General features: G+C 70.7%; 16 protein-coding genes and 4 tRNA genes. 9 read left to right on the top strand and 11 right to left on the bottom strand.

The features are described 5' to 3' along the window. From ACZ5GP_RS15080 to ACZ5GP_RS15070, 3 genes are all read right to left on the bottom strand, one after another. On the bottom strand, positions 1-2,070 hold a 2,070-nt coding region (locus tag ACZ5GP_RS15080; protein ID WP_468751243.1), incomplete at its 3' end, for a DEAD/DEAH box helicase. A 261-nt stretch (positions 2,071-2,331) separates the two neighbouring features. Continuing rightward, a complete protein-coding gene (locus ACZ5GP_RS15075; RefSeq protein ID WP_468751242.1) occupies positions 2,332-2,832 on the bottom strand; it encodes a hypothetical protein in 501 nt (166 codons plus the stop codon). A 210-nt stretch (positions 2,833-3,042) separates the two neighbouring features. After that, complete coding sequence (locus ACZ5GP_RS15070; protein ID WP_358585451.1) at positions 3,043-3,393, bottom strand: metallopeptidase family protein; 351 nt, start codon at positions 3,391-3,393, stop codon at positions 3,043-3,045. 71 nt (positions 3,394-3,464) lie between these two features. Between ACZ5GP_RS15070 and ACZ5GP_RS15065 the strand changes: the two genes are divergently transcribed. The 4 genes from ACZ5GP_RS15065 (at position 3,465) to ACZ5GP_RS15050 (ending at position 5,412) form a co-directional block, all read left to right on the top strand. Next, positions 3,465-5,048 (top strand): metallophosphoesterase family protein, encoded by a 1,584-nt coding sequence (locus tag ACZ5GP_RS15065; protein ID WP_468751241.1) that lies wholly within the window; start codon positions 3,465-3,467, stop codon positions 5,046-5,048. A gap of 79 nt (positions 5,049-5,127) precedes the next feature. Next, positions 5,128-5,200: transfer RNA gene (locus ACZ5GP_RS15060), tRNA-Glu, on the top strand. Between the two features lie 39 nt (positions 5,201-5,239). Beyond that, a tRNA-Asp gene (locus tag ACZ5GP_RS15055) sits at positions 5,240-5,314 on the top strand. A 24-nt stretch (positions 5,315-5,338) separates the two neighbouring features. Further along, positions 5,339-5,412, top strand: a tRNA-Phe gene (locus ACZ5GP_RS15050). A gap of 52 nt (positions 5,413-5,464) precedes the next feature. Here ACZ5GP_RS15050 and ACZ5GP_RS15045 read toward each other — a convergent pair. The 4 genes from ACZ5GP_RS15045 to ACZ5GP_RS15030 are packed head-to-tail and all read right to left on the bottom strand — an operon-like array spanning position 5,465 to position 8,622. Then, complete coding sequence (locus ACZ5GP_RS15045) at positions 5,465-6,559, bottom strand: ABC-2 transporter permease (protein ID WP_468751240.1); 1,095 nt, start codon at positions 6,557-6,559, stop codon at positions 5,465-5,467. A gap of 33 nt (positions 6,560-6,592) precedes the next feature. Continuing rightward, on the bottom strand, positions 6,593-7,438 hold the full coding sequence (locus ACZ5GP_RS15040; RefSeq protein WP_468751239.1) for a cytochrome c biogenesis CcdA family protein: 846 nt from the start codon (positions 7,436-7,438) through the stop codon (positions 6,593-6,595). After that, positions 7,435-8,193: a DsbA family protein gene (locus ACZ5GP_RS15035; protein WP_468751238.1), complete on the bottom strand. Its 759-nt coding sequence runs from the start codon at positions 8,191-8,193 to the stop codon at positions 7,435-7,437. The genes ACZ5GP_RS15040 and ACZ5GP_RS15035 overlap by 4 nt, the downstream gene beginning before the upstream one ends. 54 nt (positions 8,194-8,247) lie before the next feature. Then, positions 8,248-8,622, bottom strand: coding sequence for a hypothetical protein (locus ACZ5GP_RS15030; RefSeq protein WP_468751237.1), 375 nt, complete (start codon positions 8,620-8,622; stop codon positions 8,248-8,250). An 83-nt stretch (positions 8,623-8,705) separates the two neighbouring features. On the opposite strand from ACZ5GP_RS15030, the gene hrpA reads away from it, so the two are divergent. From hrpA to ACZ5GP_RS15015, 3 genes are all read left to right on the top strand, one after another. Continuing rightward, on the top strand, positions 8,706-12,695 hold the full coding sequence (gene hrpA, locus ACZ5GP_RS15025; RefSeq protein ID WP_468751236.1) for an ATP-dependent RNA helicase HrpA: 3,990 nt from the start codon (positions 8,706-8,708) through the stop codon (positions 12,693-12,695). A gap of 94 nt (positions 12,696-12,789) precedes the next feature. Further along, positions 12,790-12,864: transfer RNA gene (locus ACZ5GP_RS15020), tRNA-Asp, on the top strand. Between the two features lie 168 nt (positions 12,865-13,032). Continuing rightward, positions 13,033-13,263 (top strand): DUF6274 family protein, encoded by a 231-nt coding sequence (locus ACZ5GP_RS15015; RefSeq protein WP_468751235.1) that lies wholly within the window; start codon positions 13,033-13,035, stop codon positions 13,261-13,263. Between the two features lie 501 nt (positions 13,264-13,764). Here ACZ5GP_RS15015 and bldC read toward each other — a convergent pair. Together bldC and ACZ5GP_RS15005 are read right to left on the bottom strand one after the other, a co-directional pair. Beyond that, positions 13,765-13,971: a developmental transcriptional regulator BldC gene (gene bldC, locus ACZ5GP_RS15010; protein ID WP_003949541.1), complete on the bottom strand. Its 207-nt coding sequence runs from the start codon at positions 13,969-13,971 to the stop codon at positions 13,765-13,767. Positions 13,972-14,439: 468 nt separating this feature from the next. Next, entirely contained in the window at positions 14,440-15,309 is an 870-nt protein-coding gene (locus ACZ5GP_RS15005; protein ID WP_468751234.1) for a DUF8083 family protein, read from the bottom strand. Positions 15,310-15,463: 154 nt separating this feature from the next. On the opposite strand from ACZ5GP_RS15005, the gene ACZ5GP_RS15000 reads away from it, so the two are divergent. Then, on the top strand, positions 15,464-16,540 hold the full coding sequence (locus tag ACZ5GP_RS15000; protein ID WP_468751233.1) for a Leu/Phe/Val dehydrogenase: 1,077 nt from the start codon (positions 15,464-15,466) through the stop codon (positions 16,538-16,540). Between the two features lie 283 nt (positions 16,541-16,823). Next, entirely contained in the window at positions 16,824-17,078 is a 255-nt protein-coding gene (locus tag ACZ5GP_RS14995) for a DUF3073 domain-containing protein (RefSeq protein WP_125513810.1), read from the top strand. Positions 17,079-17,166: 88 nt separating this feature from the next. On the opposite strand, the gene purM is transcribed toward ACZ5GP_RS14995, so the two are convergent. Both purM and purF read right to left on the bottom strand, forming a co-directional pair. Next, positions 17,167-18,240, bottom strand: a complete 1,074-nt coding sequence (gene purM, locus ACZ5GP_RS14990) for a phosphoribosylformylglycinamidine cyclo-ligase (protein WP_468751232.1) — start codon at positions 18,238-18,240, stop codon at positions 17,167-17,169. Between the two features lie 36 nt (positions 18,241-18,276). Beyond that, positions 18,277-19,803, bottom strand: coding sequence for an amidophosphoribosyltransferase (gene purF, locus ACZ5GP_RS14985; protein WP_468751231.1), 1,527 nt, complete (start codon positions 19,801-19,803; stop codon positions 18,277-18,279). Between the last annotated feature and the right edge of the window lie 36 nt (positions 19,804-19,839).

Raw genomic sequence — 19,839 nt, 5'->3', positions numbered from 1 at the left:
GCCACCGCCACGGTTGTCGTCACGACGGTCGCGGTTGAAGCCGCCGCCACGGTTGTCGTCACGGCGCTCGAAGGAACGGCCGCCACGGTCGCCACCCGAGGGACGCTCGTCACGACGGTCACGGTTGAAGCCGCCACCGCGGTTGTCGTCGCGACGGAAGCCACCGCCACGGTTGTCGTCACGACGGTCGCGGTTGAAGCCGCCGCCACGGTTGTCGTCACGGCGCTCGAAGGAACGGCCGCCACGGTCGCCACCGCGGTCGTCACGGTTGAAGCCACCGCGGTCACCGCCACGGTCGCCCCGGCGGTCCCGCTCGTAGTTGCCGCGCTCGTCACGCTGCGGACGGCGGTTCTCGTACGAGGAGGAGCGCTCCTCGCGGGCCGGGCGCTCGACGCGCTCGGCGGTGGGCTGCTCGGGGACCGACGCGACGGCGGCCTCGACGACGGCCTCCGCGGCGGCGGCCGCCTCGGCGACCGCGACCTCCGGGTCCTCGCCGCGCTCGCGGGCGGCACGCGCGGTGAGGCGGTCGGCCTCCTCGCGCAGCTCGGCGGCGCGGCGGGTGGCGCGCTCCAGCTCCTTGGTCAGCTCCTTGACCTCGCGCTCGGCCTGGGTCGCCGCGTTGCCCGCGGAGTCGGCCTGCACCTCGGTCATGGAACGGGCGCCGGTGATCTCGGCGACCTCCGGGTCGAAGGTGCCGCCGCCGTTGATGATGTGGCGCGTGGCGTCGACGCCCGCGTCCTCCATCAGGCGGAAGATCTGGCGGCGCTGGTGCGGCAGGGAGAGGGAGACCACGGTGCCGCTGCGGCCGGCGCGGGCCGTACGGCCCGAGCGGTGCAGGTAGTCCTTGTGGTCGCCGGCCGGGTCCACGTTCAGGACCAGGTCGATGCCGTCCACGTGGATGCCGCGCGCGGCGACGTCGGTGGCGACGAGGGCGTTGACGTAGCCCTTCTTGAAGTCCTCCAGGACGCGGGTGCGGGCACCCTGCGTCATGCCGCCGTGCAGCGCGTCGGCCTTCACACCGGAGTCGCAGAGCTGCTCGGCGATGCGGTCGGCGCCCAGCTGGGTGCGGACGAAGATGATCGTGCGGCCCTTGCGCGCGGCGATGGCGGCCGTGACGGGCGCCTTGTCGCGGGGCTTCACGATCAGGATGTGGTGCGTCATGGTCGTGACGTTGCCCTGGGCGCTGTCGACCTCGTGCGTCACCGGGTTGGTCAGGTAGCGCTTGACCAGCGTGGAGATCTCGTTCTCCATCGTGGCCGAGAACAGCATGCGCTGGCCGCCGGACGGAACCTGGTCGAGCAGCTCGGTGACCTCGGGCAGGAAGCCCAGGTCGGACATCTGGTCGGCCTCGTCGAGCACCGCGATCTGGGTGTTCTCCAGGGAGCAGGCGCCACGGCTGATGATGTCGCGCAGTCGGCCCGGCGTGGCGACGAGGATGTCGACACCGCGCTCCAGGGCGTAGATCTGGTTGCCCATGGACGTACCGCCGCAGACGACCTTCATCTTCAGGCCGAGGACGTCACCGTAAGGCTGGAGGGCGTCCGCGACCTGCATCGCGAGCTCGCGGGTCGGGGTGAGGATGACGCCGCGGGGCTTCTTCTTCTCGGTGCGGCCGCCCTCGGCGAGGGTCGCCAGCATCGGCAGGCCGAAGGAGAGGGTCTTGCCGGAGCCGGTGCGGCCGCGGCCGAGGATGTCCTTGCCGGCCAGGGCGTCCGGGATGGTCGCGGCCTGGATCGGGAAGGGCGTGGTCACACCGTTCTGCGCGAGCTTGCGGACGATGCCCTCGGGCAGACCGAGGTCCGTGAAGGTCATCTCGGGCTCGGCGTCGGCGGCGGCCTCAGGGGCGGCGTCCGTGTCGGCAGCGGCCTCGGCGACGTCCTCGGAACCGGCGATCTCGACGACCTCGGCGACCTCGGTGATTTCCGGGGCCTCGGTGGCCGCAGGGGCCTGCGCCGGCGCCTCTACGACCGCGGCCGGGGCGTCGACGGTCTCGACGCCGCCGATGGCCTCAACGGCCTCGGCGATCTCGTTCTCGGGCAGGACGATGTGGTCAGAACTGAAAATGGACATGCGAAATGCGAAACCTTCCGGAGTCTCGGCACGCGCCCGTCAACTCCGTGATTTCGCAATGGACCGCCTCGATGCGGTCAGCCACGGCAAGGGAGAGTACGCGCCACGCGGCGCTCTTCTGTGTCGGCGCCGGGCAATTGGTATCAAACGATCTACTACCATACGCACCCCCTGGCCCATATGGCAAACCGCCTCCGCCTCACCCCCTCCCACCTGGGCATACGTGTTTCCCACCCCCACCCATGACCATGTGCACGACAGTCACAGCGGGCCCGCCTCGGGCGACGGCTCGCGCTCGGCGATCAGCGCGTTCCGCCGTTCCAGCTGAGCGCCCTGGCCGCCCTCGTGCGCCGAGGAGGAGGGCTCCGGGGTGGTGGGTTCCGGGGTCGGCGTGGGCGTGGGCTTCGGCGGCTCCGGCTCCTCGCTCGACCGCGTCGGGGTCGGCTTCGGCCGCGTCGTCGCGGGCCTGCCGGGACCACCCGGCTTCGGCGGCATCGCGGTGGCCGTGGCGGCGACGGTCTCCAAGGGCCTTCCGCCGCCCAGGGCCGGACCGTCGCCCGCCGAACCCCCGCCGCTCTTGCCGCCCTTGCCCTTGCCCTTGCGTTTGCCCTTGGCCTTCCCCTTGTCCCGGCCCTGCCCGCGCTCGCCTCCCGACGCGGCGTCGTCCCCGGCCGCCGGTTTGCCGTCGGAGGCGGCCGCCCCGCCGTGTTCGCCGGCCGAGTGCCCGGGCCGCGGCGCGTTCCCGTCGTCCCCGATGCTCATGCACCCCGCGCTCGCCGCGACGGCCACCGCGACCGCGGCCCAACGCACGGAAACGTACAAATGACGCACGGCCGAGCACCTCCTGAGGCGCCGAGAATCAAGACGCCCTGCCCAACTCCCGTGGCACACGAGAAGACACGGACGTCATGCCCACGCCGATGACCCCGCCCTCCGGGCAGGCGCCCCGCGCCCCCTGAACGGCCACCCGCCTCACCCGTACCCGAGCGCATGCAGCCGCGCGTCGTCGATCCCGAAGTGGTGCGCCACCTCGTGCACCACCGTGATCTCCGTCTCGGCGACCACGTCCTCCCGCGACTCGCACATCCGGAGCGTGGGCCCCCGGTAGATGGTGATGCGGTCCGGCAGGACACCCGCGTACCACTCGCCGCGGTCGGTCAGCGGCGTGCCCTCGTACAGCCCGAGCAGCTCGGGATCGTCGGAGGGCGGCTCGTCCTCGACAAAGACGGCCACGTTGTCCATCAGCCGCGTCAACTCCGGCGGAATCCGGTCGAGAGCCTCGCCGACCAGTTCCTCGAACTCCTCGCGCGTCATCTCCAGCACACCCCCATTGTCGGCCACGCCCCCGTCCCCGTCCCGGCATACCCCGCGCCCGCCTTGGGCATACGGGACCAATGGCACGCGCCTTCACGGTCGTTCCCCGAGGGCTGCGACGGGCGGTCGCCGCCCGCGTGGGCCGCCGCCGCGCCCGGGCGATCGGCGAACCGACCCGCCCCTACGCCCGCGCCCTCGGCCTCGTCACGGTCGTGCTCGTCGGCGCCTGGCTCGGTCTGCTGATCGTCGGCAGCGTGCGCGCGCCGGTGGGCCCCATGGACACCCGCATGACGCTCCGCCCGTCCCTGACCGGCGGCACGAAGATCAACGTCTCACCGCTCGGCGCCCTGGAACTGCGCTCCCACACCGCGCCCATCCGTCTCGACGTCGACGTGGACCGCCTCGACCCGGTCCGCTCCCAGGCCCTGGTCGACCACCCCGAGCGGCTCGCCGGCCTCCAGGACGAGGTCGCCCGCGACGTCGGCCACGGCACGCTCGACCTCGCCGTGCGCTCCTGCGTGGCCGTCGTGTCCGGCGCCACCGCGCTCGGCCTCGCCGTCTACCGCCGCCCGCGCCGCGCGCTCGCGGCGGGCGGTCTGGCGCTCGCCCTGCTCGCGGCGTCGGGCACGGCCGCGTACGCCACCTGGAACCCGAAGTCGGTCCTGGAGCCCAAGTTCTCCGGCCTGCTCAGCAGCGCGCCCTCCGTGGTCGGCAACGCCCGCAGCATCGTCACCGAATTCGACGTCTACCAGCAGGAGTTGGCCCGCCTGGTCACCAACGTCACCAAGCTCTACGACGTGACGTCCTCACTGCCCGCCTACCAGCCGGACCCCACCACCATGCGGCTCCTGCACGTCTCCGACATCCATCTGAACCCGGCGAGCTGGAAGATCATCGCCTCGCTCGTCGAGCAGTACGACATCGACGTCATCGTCGATTCCGGGGACACGATGGACCACGGCACGGCGGCCGAGAACGGCTTCCTGGACCCGATCGAGGACCTGGGCGCCCCCTACGTGTGGGTGCGCGGCAACCACGACTCGTTCACCACCCAGCGCTATCTGGAACGCTTCAAGAACGTGCACGTCCTGGACGACGGCAGGGCCGCGACCGTCGCCGGTCTGCGCCTCGCCGGGATCGGCGACCCGCAGTACACGCCCGACCGTTCGGAGAAGACCGGCGGCGACACGGTCCAGCACATGGCCGGCATCCGCCTCGCGTCGGCCCTGCGCGCCGAACGGGCCGCCGGCACCCCGGTCGACGTGGCGATCGCGCACAACCCGACGGCCGCGCGCGAGACGGACGGCGAGGTCCCGCTGGCCCTCGCGGGGCACGTCCACCACCAGCAGATGGAGGTCCTGGACGGCGGCACACGGCTGCGCGTCGAGGGCTCGACGGGCGGCAGCGGACTGCGCGCGGTCGAGGGCAAGTACCCCGACCCGGTCGAGGCCTCCGTCCTGTACCTGGACCGTACGACCAAACGGCTGCAGGCCTGGGACGAGATCAAGCTGGGGGGACTGGGCCTGACGAAGGCGGAGGTCAGCCGACACCTGCCCAAGGAGAACCAGCCCGGCGCGAGCCCCTCCCCGACGGCTCCCTCCCGGAGGACCCCCGGCGCCTCTCCCGAGCGCTCCGCCGGGGCACGCTCCCCGGCCCCCGGATAACCGTTTTGGCGATACCTCCCCGCATCCCATATGCTTCTCACGTCCCCGACGCGCTGCAAAGCGCCCAGGTGGGCCCTTAGCCCTCATCGTCTAGTGGCCCAGGACGCCGCCCTTTCAAGGCGGTAGCACGGGTTCGAATCCCGTTGGGGGCACGCAACACCATGTGCGAGACTGGTGCTCGCACATTGCTTGGTCCTGTGGAGCAGTTTGGAGTGCTCGCCACCCTGTCAAGGTGGAGGCCGCGGGTTCAAATCCCGTCAGGACCGCTTGCGATTCCACGCGGATCGCGTGGCTGGGTAGCTCAGTTGGTACGAGCGATCGCCTGAAAAGCGATAGGTCGCCGGTTCGATCCCGGCCCCAGCCACTTCCCCGAAGGCCCCGTCCCTGGACGGGGCCTTCGGCGTTCCCGGACACTCCTACGCGGGCTTGCCCGCATGGGCCGCGGTCCCCGCCCGGCCCCCCGGATGGCGGTGCCGCCACACCCAGAACACCGCCGAGGCCACCAGCGCCCAGCCCCCGAGCACCAGGAACGGGAACGCGTGCTGGTGCCCGCCGAAGTACACCGCCGTGTGCTGCGCGTTGACCGACGCCCCCGGCGGCAGCCACTGCCCGATGTGCCCCAGCACGGACGGCAGCAGCGGCCAGGACACCGCGCCCCCGGACGACGGGTTCCCGAGCAGCACCATCAGCCCCCACGTCGGCAGCATCGCCCACCGCCCGAACAGCGTGTTGAACATGGTGAAGACCATCCCGGACGCGAACAGCGTCAGCGCCAGGATCAGCCACGACTCCACGAACGGCAGATCCACCGCCCCCAGCCACCAGTCGACGACCGCCGCGATGACGAACGCCCCGAGCAGCGCGTACAGCGCCGTGAACCCGATCCGCTCCGCCGGATTCAGCCCCCGCGCGTGCACGCTCAGCTGGATCGCCCCGACGAAGCCGATGATCACCGCCGCCAGCGAGATGTAGAAGATCGCGAGCCCCCTCGGGTCGCCCTCCTGCAACGGCTTGATGTCCTTCACCGTGACCGGGACCCCGACCTTCTCGCCCACCTTCGGCGCGGTCTCCGCGAGCACCTGCGCGACCGAGGCCCCGGACGCCCCCGACACGTCCAGGGTCACCTTGTCCTCGCCCACGTCGAGGATCGCGAAGACCTTCTGCTCCTCCACGTCCCGCCGGGCCCCGGCGACGTCGTCGTACCGCCGCACCTCCAGCGAGGCGTTCAGCGCCTTCTCCATGCCGTCGAGGAAGGCCTTGCCGCGCGCGTTGTCCGGCGACCCGACCACCGCCGTGGGCACGTGGTGGGGCGTGGGGTTCGCCATGGAATACGTGTACGAACCCGCGAAGAGCCCCGCCGCGGCCGCCAGGATGAAGACCAGCACGAGCGCCGGCAGGAAGGGCGACTCCTTGAAGGACGCCCACCGCTCTCCGCGGGTGGGGACCCGCCCGTGCGCGCCGTGGGGGTGCGCCCCCTGCTGACTCTGCTCTCCCGGCTCATGATCAGGCATACGAACACGCTAAACCACGCATACCCGCACCACTCACTCAGCCGCTGACGAAACGGACCTCCCCCGTCGCCGCCACCCCCGCACCGCGCACACCGCCCCCACCAGCACCACGACCCCGATCAGCAGCACGGTGTCCGGCACCGCCCTGCCCACACCCCCGGCCCACCGCTCCACCGCGAACGAATCGTCCACGTCCAGCAGACCGGGCAGCGCGGTCGTCCCGTCGTAGGCGAGGAAGAGGGCCCCGAGGCCGATGAAGAAGAGCCCGGACAGCAGCGAGGTCGTGTGCAGTTCGAACCGGCCCAGCCGGAAGGCCCGCCCGCGCAGCCACGCCCGCCGCCCCAGGTCGAACCGCTCCCAGAGCAGCGCGAGGACGAAGAGCGGCACGGCCATGCCCAGGGCGTAGACCGAGAGCAGCAGCCCGCCGTACACCGGGCTCCCGCTGACCGCCGCGACCGTCAGGACGCTGCCGAGGATCGGCCCGGCGCAGAAGCCGGCGAGCCCGTACACCGCGCCCAGCGCGTACACGGAGAAGGCGGTCGTCGGCCGGATGCGCCCCGACAGCTGCGCCATGCGGCGCGAGGCGAACCCCATCCCCACCACCTGGAGCACCCCGAGCCCGATGATCAGCCACCCGGCGACGAGCACCAGCTGGTCGCGGTGGCCGAAGAAGAAACGCCCCGCGTAGGACCCGGCCGCGCCCAGTGGGACCAGGGTGGTGGCGAGTCCCGCGTAGAAGATGCCGGTCCGTGCGACGAGCCGGGAGGCGGAGTCGATCGAGTACGCGAAGAAGGCGGGCAGCAGCAGCGCGCTGCACGGACTGACCAGGGCGAGCAGCCCGCCCAGAAAGGCGGCGAAGTACCCCACGTCGGCGGTCACCGGGAACCACCCCTGCCACGGGCCGGGCCGGCCTCCTCGGCGGCCGCCTCGATCGCCTGGGCGAAGACCTCGTCCGGCTGCGCGCCCGCGATGGGCCTGCCGTTGACCAGGAAGGAGGGCGTGGAGGTGGCGCCGAGGCCGTACGCCTCCTCCTGGTCCTTCTGCACGGCCGCCTCGGCGGCGTCGCCGCCGGTGTCGCGCACGAAGCGGCCGATGTCCTCGACCCCCGCCTCTTTCGCCAGCTCCTTGAGCCGGTCGTCGCCGAAGCCCTTCTCCTTGGCCCCCTCGGCGTACGCGGCCTCGTGGAACTGCCAGAAGCGGCCCTGCCTGCCCGCCGCCCACGCGCCGCGCGCGGCCCGCTCGGAGTCCTCACCGAAGATCGGGAAGTTGCGCCACTCGATGCGCAGGACGCCCTTGTCCACGTACTTCTTCACGAGGCCCGGCTCGGTGTCGCGGGCGAACTTCCCGCAGAAGCCACACTTGAAGTCGGCGTACTCGACCAGCACGACGGGCGCGTCCGCGCGGCCCCGCGCGAGCGGGTCCCCGGCGGCGCGGCGGGCGAGCTTCTCCAGCTCGGGGTGGACCCCGGCCCGCGACTCGGCGGACGTGCCGGACGACCCCTCCCGCGCGCCGGCCGACGAGGGCTCGTCCGGCTTGGTCGCGCTGTAGGAGGCGGCGCCGAGCAGCAGCGCGGCGAGGGCCACGCCCGCGCCGATGGCGATGTGCTTCTTTTTGTTGTTGTCGTTCTCGGGCATCAGGGAGTTCTCTCTGTTCCTGTACGTCGTTGAAGGGGCCCCGGGCGGGGGCCTCTACACGCGCAGGATCGAGAGATCGAGGGGAGAGGGCGGCGCGAGGGGCGGCGGCCCGCGCTCCGGTGCCGGCGACGGCACCGTCTGCTCGGCGCCCCACCCGCCGGACGCGGCATGGGCCTGGTGCAGGGCGGGCAGCAGCTCGTACGCGGACGTGGGGCGCGGCGGGGCGGCAGGCGGCTGCCCGGTCTCCCGTGGATCCCCCTGGCCGCAGCCGGGCGCCCCGGTGGAGTCCCCGGCCCGCACCGTCGCCGTCTGTTCCGCCACCGGCTTCGTCGCCGGTTCCGCCGCCCGGGCTGGCCCGCAGCACACCCCGAGCACGACCAGCAGGACCCCGAGCAAGGGGCCCCACGGCGTACGCGCACCGGACAACATGCCCGGAATCGTACGTGCCGGGACACCTCGGGAGGGAAATCGGTTCGCCACTGCGGAGCGGCGGGTGAGATCCTGGACGGCGTATGTCTACGCAGCCCGCCCTCACCCTCGACACCCTCGCCCCCCGCCTGACCGAGCTCTCGCTGCGCGACGAGCACCGGATCGGGCGCCGGCTGGAGGGTGCCCGCCGCGTCCGCAAGCCCGAGGCCCGTGCCGCCGTCCTCGCCGAGATCGCGGCGGACGTGGAGAAGGCCGAGGCGCGGATGGCCGAGCGCGGCTCCCGCGTGCCCGCGATCACCTATCCCGAGCAGCTCCCGGTCAGCCAGAAGAAGGACGACATCGCCGAGGCGATCCGCGACCACCAGGTCGTGATCGTCGCGGGCGAGACCGGTTCCGGCAAGACCACGCAGATCCCCAAGATCTGCCTGGAGCTGGGCCGGGGCGTGCGCGGCATGATCGGCCACACCCAGCCGCGCCGCATCGCGGCCCGTACGGTCGCCGAGCGCGTCGCCGAGGAGATGGACACGCCGCTGGGCGAGGCCGTCGGCTGGAGGGTCCGCTTCACGGACCAGGTGAACCCGGACGGGACGTTCATCAAGCTGATGACGGACGGCATCCTGCTGGCCGAGATCCAGACGGACCGCGAGCTGCGGGCGTACGACACGATCATCATCGACGAGGCGCACGAGCGCTCGCTCAACATCGACTTCCTGCTCGGCTACCTCGCCCAGCTGCTGCCCAGGCGCCCGGACCTGAAGGTCGTCATCACCTCGGCGACCATCGACCCCGAGCGCTTCTCGCGGCACTTCGGGGACGCCCCGATCGTCGAGGTCAGCGGCCGGACCTTCCCGGTGGAGGTGCGCTACCGCCCGCTCCTCGAAGAGGACTCGGACGACTCCGACCGCGATCAGATCACCGCGATCACCGACGCCGTCGAGGAGCTCCAGGCCGAGGGCAAGGGCGACATCCTCGTCTTCCTCTCCGGGGAGCGCGAGATCCGCGACACGGCGGACGCGCTGAACAAGAAGAACTACCGGTTCACCGAGGTCCTCCCCCTGTACGCACGGCTCTCGCACGCCGAGCAGCACCGCGTCTTCCAGCAGCACACGGGCAGACGGATCGTCCTCGCCACGAACGTCGCCGAGACGTCGCTGACCGTGCCGGGCATCAAATACGTGATCGACCCCGGCACGGCCCGCATCTCCCGCTACAGCCACCGCACGAAGGTGCAGCGGCTGCCCATCGAGGCGATCAGCCAGGCCAGCGCCAACCAGCGCAAGGGCCGCTGCGGCCGTACGTCGGACGGCATCTGCATCCGGCTCTACAGCGAGGACGACTTCCTCTCCCGGCCGGAGTTCACGGACGCGGAGATCCTGCGCACGAACCTCGCCTCCGTCATCCTCCAGATGACCGCGGCCGGGCTCGGCGACATCGAGAAGTTCCCCTTCATCGACCCGCCGGACCACCGCAACATCCGCGACGGCGTCCAGCTCCTGCACGAGCTGGGCGCGCTGGACCCCACCCAGAAGGACCCGAAGAAGCGGCTCACGCAGCAGGGCCGCAAGCTCGCCCAGCTGCCGGTGGACCCGCGCCTGGCCCGGATGGTCCTGGAGGCCGACAAGAACGGCTGCGTGCGCGAGGTGATGGTGATCGCGGCGGCGCTCTCCATCCAGGACCCGCGCGAGCGCCCGGCGGAGAAGCAGGCCCAGGCCGACCAGCAGCACGCCCGCTTCAAGGACGAGACCAGCGACTTCCTCGCGTACCTGAACCTGTGGCGGTACGTCCGCGAGCAGCAGAAGGAGCGCGGCTCGTCGTCGTTCCGCCGCATGTGCAAGGCGGAGTACCTGAACTTCCTGCGCATCCGCGAATGGCAGGACATCTACACGCAGCTGCGTACGGTCGCCAAGCAGCTGGGCATCCACGTCAACGACGAGGACGCGCCCGACGACCGCGTCCATGTCTCCCTCCTCGCCGGCCTCCTCTCCCACATCGGGATGAAGGACGTGAAGGAGTCCAAGGACAGCAGGGCCGCCAAGGACGGTGACCCCAAGCAGCGCGGCGGGCGCAACGAGTACATCGGCGCCCGCAACGCCAAGTTCGCGCTCTTCCCCGGCTCGGCGCTCTTCAAGAAGCCCCCGCGCTTCATCATGTCGGCCGAGCTGGTGGAGACCTCGCGGCTGTGGGCCCGGGTCAACGCGAAGATCGAGCCCGAGTGGGTCGAGCCGCTCGCCCAGCACCTCCTGAAGCGCACGTACAGCGAGCCGCACTGGGAGAAGGACCAGGCGGCGGTGATGGCGGTCGAGAAGGTCACGCTGTACGGCGTCCCGATCGTCACCGACCGCAAGGTGAACTACGGCCGGATCGACCCCGAGGTCTCCCGCGACCTGTTCATCCGCAACGCCCTCGTGGAGGGCGACTGGCGCACGCACCACAAGTTCTTCGCCGCCAACCGCAAACTGCTCACCGAGGTCGAGGAGTTGGAGCACCGCGCCCGGCGCCGCGACATCCTCGTGGACGACGAGACGCTCTTCGACTTCTACGACCAGCGGGTGCCGGCGGACGTCGTGTCCGGCGCGCACTTCGACTCCTGGTGGAAGAAGAAGCAGCGGGAAGAGCCCGAACTACTCGACTTCGAGCGGTCGATGCTCATTAACGAGAAGGCCGGTGACGTCTCCAAGGACGACTACCCCGACTCGTGGCGGCAGGGGCCGCTGAAGTTCAAGGTGACGTACCAGTTCGAGCCGGGGGCTGACGCGGACGGCGTCACGGTCCACATCCCGCTCCAGGTCCTGAACCAGGTCACGGACGAGGGCTTCGACTGGCAGATCCCGGGCCTGCGCGAGGACGTGGTCATCGAGCTGATCCGCTCCCTGCCCAAGCCGATCCGGCGGAACTACGTACCGGCGCCGAACTACGCGAAGGCGTTCCTGGAGCGCGCGGTGCCGTTGCAGGAGCCGCTGCACGTGACGCTGGCGCGCGAGCTCCAGCGGATGGTCGGGGTGCCGGTCTCGCCCGACGACTTCGATCTGACGCGCGTGCCGGACCACTTGAAGATCACGTTCCGGATCATCGACGAGCGGCGTCGCAAGCTCGCCGAGGACAAGGACCTCGAAGCGCTCAAGCTGCGGCTGAAGCCGAAGGCCCGGCAGGCGCTCTCGCAGGCCGCCGCCGCGACCGCCGAGCGGACGGGCGGCTCGGCCGTGGAGCGCACGGGGCTGACGGACTGGAGCATCGGCGCGCTCAGCCGCGTCTTCGAGACGCGGCGGGCCGGACAGCCCGTGAAGGCCTACCCGGCCCTCGTGGACGACGGCGACACCGTCTCCGTCCGCCTCTTCGACACCGAGGCGGAGCAGCGGCAGGCGATGTGGCGCGGCACCCGCCGGCTCATCCTGCGCAACATCCCGGTCAACCCGGGCAAGTTCGCCTCGGACAAGCTGACGAACCAGCAGAAGCTCGCCCTGTCCGCGAATCCGCACGGCTCCATACAGGCGCTCTTCGACGACTGCGCGATGGCGGCGGCGGACAAGCTGATCGCGGACTTCGGCGGGCCCGCCTGGGACGAGGAGTCCTACCGCAAGCTCTTCGACAAGGTGCGCGCCGAGATCGTCGACACGACCGTGCGGGCGGTCGGGCAGGTGCAGCAGGTCCTCGCCGCCTGGCAGGCCTGTGAGCGGCGCCTGAAGTCCACCAGGAGCCCCGTGCTGCTCGCGAACCTCGCGGACGTGCGACAGCAGCTGGACTCCCTCGTCAAGCCGGGCTTCGTGACGGAGACGGGGCTGCGGCGCCTGCCCGACCTGATGCGCTACATGATGGCGGCGGACCGGCGGCTCCAGCAGATGCCGACGAACGCGCAGCGGGACACCAGCCGCATGGAGAAGGTCCACGAGATGCGGGACGAGTACCTGTGGCTCCTGGAACAGCTGCCGCGGGGCCGGCCCGTGCCGCAGGAGGTCCTGGACGTCCGCTGGATGATCGAGGAGCTGCGCGTCAGCTACTTCGCGCACGCGCTCGGCACGGCGTACCCCGTCTCGGACAAGCGGATCGTGAAGGCGATCGACGCGCTGGCGCCGTGAGCACCCGGGCACGCAGGGTGAGTTCGACCGCCGGGCCTGCGCTGCTGTAGAGTCCTGTCTCGCAGCACAGCGCGCGAGCGAGTGCCGCGAGCAAGGTCCTGTGGAGCAGTTTGGAGTGCTCGCCACCCTGTCAAGGTGGAGGCCGCGGGTTCAAATCCCGTCAGGACCGCAGTAGAGGAAGACCCCGTAACCGCATCGGTTACGGGGTCTTTCGCATGTCAGGCCACCCGGCCTCTACGGCCCCCGGCGTGTTCTCGGGCGCGTGTCTTGACGGCGTCACATTCCGCCGGTACCCCGGACATCAGGGAGTCGACGGCAGGCTCCCGGGAGGTGACGCATGTCTGCTTCTTCCGCGTCCGCGCGGCACGAGACCCGGGCCCTGTTGCGCGCGCACCTCGCGGCGGCCTCCGGCTACCGCCATCTGACGCGACACTGCCCCATCTGCCATCGACTGCTGAGGCTCGCTCAGGAGCCCACCCAGGCCCGCCAGGACGGGTGCGGGGCGGTCGAGGACGACCCCGGTGGGCCCGACGAGGGCGACGGGGACGAAAGTCCCGTCGATCCATGACCAAAGGGCGGCGGCGGCACCCGCACCCCGGTGAGAGGCTGAGAGTCACAGCCCTTTAGCGCAGCGACAACGCACGCAACAAGGCGCGCGGCGTGTGACGGGTGTCACCGAACAAGTTTTGGAAAGGCCCGAACTTACACCCTTCCTACAACGGGCCAATTTAATATGTGCAATTGCACCACCCCTCGGAATGCGCCCGCATCGCACCGCCCACGCCCCCACGCGCCCCTCGCGCGGCCGCCCCGGAGTGCGACAGGCCCGCCCCGGGCCCGCCCGCACACCCGCGCCGGCGCACAAAAAAAATCGCGCTGGACCCGGCGGAGTCCAGCGCGATCGAACGACTCACCCATGCGGCTCAGGCGTGGCACCCGTTGGGGCGGGGACCGCGTCGCGTGTAGCTATATGTCGGACGTACGACCGGGTTGGGGGACCCGGCAGCAGTGGTGCTCTTCGCCCGAGTTGTGCGGGTTACTGCTGGTTGAGCGGTACTTCTGGCGTACGTCAGGCCTCGCTGCGCTGCTGCGGAATGCCCGCGAGCAGTGCGCGGACCTCAGCCTCGCGGTAACGGCGGTGTCCGCCGAGCGTGCGAATCGACGTGAGCTTGCCAGCCTTGGCCCAGCGCGTCACCGTCTTCGGGTCGACGCGGAACATCGTGGCGACCTCAGCCGGGGTCAGCAGCGGCTCGGCATCAGGGGTGCGAGCGGTCATGAGCGGCCTCCTCGGGAGAACCGAACCTTCTCGGTTCATTCCTCTAAATTCTGCACCTTGACCCGCGTTGCCCGAAATGGCGGACGCGAGTCGAGTCGGTTATAGGACGAACGGCTTGTCCTCGGCACTACAACTACACCATCCGTCCAGCCACGTCGGCCAAACCGATGGAATTGCCCTCCCAGGTGTTCATCACCGACGGAAGACGATGGACCATGCCATAGCGGACAGTCACGCCCCCGTGACGATCAGTCACAGAGCGATCAGGAGTCAACAGGACCCCCCATAGCGTGCAATGCAGAGCAATCCGCCCTTACTCGGACGGAAGGAGTCCTCCCCGGACTCCTTGTCCTATTTTGGCACGAGGAGGGGCGATGGGCGCAAGGGCGCAGTAAAGTGCGGTCCGTCACGCTTGACACAAAGGCCCGGATCGGGACCTACGTCCCGCCACCCGGCGCGCGCCGGCTCTCAGTTCGCGAACTGAAGGTCCCGGACCGCCCGCCATCGCTCCACGAGCCTCGCATACGCCTCGCCGGCCACCTCGTCGTCACCGGTGCGCAGCGCCTCGATCCCCTCGGCGACATCCGCCGCCGAGTGGTCCTCCTCCAGCTCCTCCTCGGACACGGCGTGCACGAGGCCGCCGTAGTCCAGCTCGACCAGGGAGCGCGGGTGGAACTCCTCCAGCCACCGCCCGACGTCCACCAGCCCCTCGACGACCGGCGCCTCGTCCAGCGCCTCCCGCAGCGTCTTCAGACCCCGCGCCACCCGGCGCCTCGCCTCGACCATGGGCGTGCGGTAGCGCAGGACCGGCGCGGCGCCCGGCGCCCCCTTGCCGCCCTTGTCGCCCTTGTCGCCCTTGTCGTGGTCGCGCTCCTGGTCCGAGACGAGCACGAACCAGTGCAGCGGCACCTGCCACGTGGACGTACGGATCCAGGGGCGCGCGTCGGGGTTGCGGGCCAGCCACCGCTCGTAGTCCGCGGCCGTCTGCCGGCGCAGCACCGGCGGGAGCACCGCGTCGAGGACGGGCGTGGGCAGCTGCTCGGCGAGTGTGCCGAGGGCCTGCCAGCCGCGCAGCCGGGTGCGCCACGGGCAGACGCACAGCACTCCGTCGAGCTCCACGACGAAGGCGTCGCCGCTCTCGTGCACCGGCACCGGGACGGGCGGCGTCGGCAGCAGGTCGGCCAGCGAGCGGCGCAGCTCGTCCTGGTACGAGGGGCGGTCCCGGCGGCGGGCGTAGCGCTCCCAGTGAGCACGCTCCGGCTCGGGAAAAGCGGCAAGCGGCTCGTAGACACGCAAGTAGGACGCATAGGGGACCGTCACCGAAGACACCTTGGGCACGGCTGCTCCCTCCCCCGCGGACGGACCGGAAAACACTGCTGATCGTGCCATGGCCGAACCCGGCGGTGGACAGGCTCTAGTGTCATGCCCAACGAGCCCCCGCCACCCGTACGGGGGCCCGTCCATTGCCGCCACCCGACCGGGAGTCACCACAGTGACCGCAGCAGACAACGGCGTCCTGCACACCCTGTTCCACGCGGACCAGGGCGGCCATGAGCAAGTAGTGCTCTGCCAGGACCGCGCAAGTGGCCTCAAGGCCGTCATCGCCCTCCACTCCACCGCCCTCGGGCCCGCCCTCGGCGGCACCCGCTTCTATCCGTACGCGGACGAGGCGGAGGCCGTCGCCGACGCGCTGAACCTCGCGCGCGGGATGTCGTACAAGAACGCCATGGCCGGCCTCGACCACGGCGGCGGCAAGGCCGTGATCATCGGTGATCCCGAGCAGATCAAGAGCGAGGCCCTGCTCCTCGCCTACGGCCGCTTCGTGGCCTCGCTGGGCGGCCGGTACGTGACGGCGTGCGACGTCGGCACGTACGTGTCGGACATGGACGTCGTGGCCCGCGAGTGCCGCTGGACCACCGGGCGCTCCCCGGAGCACGGCGGCGCCGGCGACTCCTCCGTGCTCACCGCCTTCGGCGCCTTCCAGGGCATGCGGGCCTCGGCCCAGCACCTGTGGGGCGACCCGACACTGCGCGGTCGCAAAGTCGGTGTCGCGGGGGTCGGCAAGGTCGGGCACCACCTGGTGGAGCACCTGCTGACGGACGGCGCCGAGGTCGTGATCACCGATGTGCGCGAGGAGGCCGTGGACCGGATCGTCCACCGGCATCCGTCGGTCACCGCGGTGGCGGACACCGAAGCGCTGATCCGCACGGCGGGCCTGGACATCTACGCCCCCTGCGCGCTCGGCGGCGCCCTGAACGACGCCTCCGTGCCGGTGCTGACCGCGAAGGTGGTGTGCGGGGCGGCCAACAACCAGCTCGCGCACCCGGGCGTCGAGAAGGACCTGGCCGACCGCTCGATCCTCTACGCGCCGGACTACGTGGTGAACGCTGGCGGGGTGATCCAGGTCGCCGACGAGCTGCGCGGCTTCGACTTCGACCGGTGCAAGGCGAAGGCCGCGAAGATCTTCGACACCACGCTCGCCATATTCGCTCGTGCGAAGAAGGACGGCATTCCGCCGGCCGCGGCGGCCGACCGGATCGCGGAGCAGCGGATGGCCGACGCGCGCTGAGCGCACGGCACGGGCCCCGTCGGCGGGATTCGGGAGACAAGACTCACCCCCGTCGGCGGGTCGCCCGGCAAGAAGAGGTTAAAATCGCAGTTGACCAGCGAGGACGGGGCTCCTCGCGGGTTCTGCGCCGAGGCGCGTCCTACGGGCGACGTACCGTATGGCCGCAGGAACAGGTACCGTGGAAGCCCTACGGACCGGTCTCTCCGAGGAGAGTCCGTCCTAGATCATGAACGCGTGTCAAGACTCTGGGGCCGTCGAGCCCCGTATCCGAGGGGGTCGAGCCATGGGGCGCGGCCGGGCAAAGGCCAAGCAGACGAAGGTCGCCCGCCAGCTGAAGTACAGCAGCGGCGGGACTGATCTGTCGCGTCTGGCCAATGAGCTGGGCGCTTCGACTTCGCAACAGCCGCCTAATGGCGAGCCGTTCGAGGACGACGACGAGGAAGACGACCCGTACGCCCAGTACGCGGATCTGTACAACGTCGACGACGAAGAGGACTCCGACGAGTCCGGCCCGTCGTCGCAGCGCCGCGGCGCTTGACCTCGTTGTAGCGACTGCACTTCACCCGGTCCGGGGTGGTCACCACCCCGGACCGGGTTTTGTGCTGCCGTGAGCCCTTCCGGGCGCCTTACTCGGCGTAGTCGCCGATCAGGGCCGCGCCCGTCGTGTGCTCTCCGCGCTCGGTGATCTCACCGGCGACCCAGGCCTCCACGCCGCGGTCGGCGAGGGTGGTGAGCGCCGCGTCCGCCGACTCCTCGGGGACGATCGCGATCATGCCGACGCCCATGTTCAGCGTCTTCTCCAGTTCGAGCCGCTCGACCTGACCCACCGTGCCGACGACGTCGAAGACGGCGCCCGGGGTCCAGGTCCCGCGGTCCACGATCGCGTGCAGATCGTCCGGGACGACCCGGGCGAGGTTGGCCGCGAGGCCGCCGCCGGTGATGTGGCTGAAGGCGTGGACGTCCGTGGTGCGGGTGAGCGCCAGGCAGTCCAGGGAATAGATCTTGGTGGGCTCCAGGAGCTCCTCGCCGAGCGTGCGGCCGAACTCCTCGACCCGGCGGTCCAGCGTCCAGCCGGCGCGGTCGAAGACCACGTGCCGCACGAGCGAGTACCCGTTCGAGTGAAGACCGGACGAGGCCATCGCGATGACCGCGTCACCCTTCCGGATGCGATCGGGGCCGAGCAGGCGGTCCGCCTCGACCGCGCCCGTGCCGGCGCCCGCGACATCGAAGTCGTCGGGGCCGAGCAGGCCCGGGTGCTCGGCCGTCTCGCCGCCGACGAGGGAGCAGCCGGCGAGGACGCAGCCCTCGGCGATGCCCTTCACGATGGCGGCGACGCGCTCGGGGTGGACCTTGCCCACGCAGATGTAGTCGGTCATGAACAGCGGCTCGGCGCCGCACACGACGATGTCGTCCATGACCATCGCGACGAGGTCGTGGCCGATGGTGTCGTACACGCCCAGCTGGCGGGCGATGTCGACCTTCGTGCCGACGCCGTCGGTGGCGGAGGCGAGCAGGGGGCGCTCGAAGCGCTTGAGGGCGGAGGCGTCGAAGAGCCCGGCGAAGCCGCCGAGGCCGCCGAGGCCCGCGACCTCCGGGCGCTGGGTCTTCTTGACCCACTCCTTCATCAGCTCGACGGCGCGGTCGCCCGCCTCGATGTCGACGCCCGCGCTTGCGTAGCTGGCACCAGTGGTCTCAGACATGACGGTGAGAACTTTCGTGTCGTACTGCGTGGGGTCTTACGGGCGACGGATCGCGTCGGCGGCGGCGGTGCCCGCCGGGCCCGCGGCCAGTTCCGTCTCCAGAAGCTGCTTGCCGAGCAGTTCGGGGTCGGGCAGGTCCATCGGGTACTCGCCGTCGAAGCAGGCGCGGCAGAGGTTCGGCTTGTCGATGGTCGTGGCCTCGATCATGCCGTCGATGGAGATGTACGAGAGGGAGTCGGCGCCCATGGACGAGCCGATCTCCTCGATGGTCATGCCGTTGGCGATCAGCTCGGCGCGGGTGGCGAAGTCGATGCCGAAGAAGCACGGCCACTTCACGGGCGGCGAGGAGATCCGGATGTGGATCTCGGCGGCGCCCGCCTCGCGGAGCATCTTGACCAGGGCGCGCTGGGTGTTGCCGCGGACGATCGAGTCGTCGACGACCACAAGGCGCTTGCCCTTGATGACTTCCTTGAGGGGGTTCAGCTTCAGCCGGATGCCGAGCTGCCGGATCGTCTGCGAGGGCTGGATGAACGTACGTCCGACGTAGGCGTTCTTGACCAGGCCGGCGCCGAAGGGGATGCCGGAGGCCTCCGCGTAGCCGATCGCGGCGGGGGTGCCCGATTCCGGGGTGGCTATGACCAGGTCGGCCTCGACCGGGGCTTCCTTGGCGAGCCGGCGGCCCATCTCGACCCGCGAGAGGTAGACGTTCCGCCCGGCGATGTCCGTGTCGGGACGCGCGAGGTAGACGTACTCGAAGACGCAGCCCTTGGGCTTCGCTTCCGCGAATCGGGACGTTCGCAGGCCGTTCTCGTCGATGGCGACGAACTCGCCCGGCTCGATCTCGCGGACGTAGGAGGCGCCGCAGATGTCGAGCGCCGCGGACTCCGAGGCGATGACCCAGCCGCGCTCCAGGCGGCCGAGGACCAGCGGGCGGATGCCCTGCGGGTCGCGGGCCGCGTACAGCGTGTGCTCGTCCATGAAGACGAGGGAGAAGGCGCCCCGGACCTGCGGGAGGATTCGGGCCGAGGCCTCCTCGATGGTCAGCGGCTTGCCGTCGTCGTCCACCTGGCCCGCGAGGAGAGCCGTCACCAGGTCGGTGTCGTTGGTCGCGGCGACCTGCGTCGCGCGGCCGTTCTCCTTGGGCATCTCGGCGACCAGCTCGGCGAGCTGGGCCGTGTTGACGAGGTTGCCGTTGTGCCCGAGCGCGATGGAGCCGTGCGCGGTGGCACGGAACGTCGGCTGGGCGTTCTCCCATACGGAGGCGCCGGTGGTCGAGTAGCGGGCGTGACCGACCGCGATGTGACCCTGGAGCGAGCTGAGAGAGGTTTCGTCGAAGACCTGGGACACGAGGCCCATGTCCTTGAAGACGAGGATCTGGGAGCCGTTGCTGACCGCGATTCCCGCGGATTCCTGGCCCCGATGCTGGAGGGCGTAGAGCCCGAAGTACGTGAGCTTTGCGACCTCTTCGCCCGGAGCCCAGACACCGAAGACGCCACAAGCGTCCTGGGGGCCTTTCTCGCCGGGGAGCAGATCGTGATTGAGTCGACCGTCACCACGTGGCACATCTTCGAGTGTAGGCGAGATCGACCACTGGTCCGA

The sequence above is a fragment of the Streptomyces sp. NPDC031466 genome, assembly GCF_055581265.1.
Note: the sequence above shows the minus strand (reverse complement) of the source record. Positions and strands in the feature narration are given on the sequence as shown.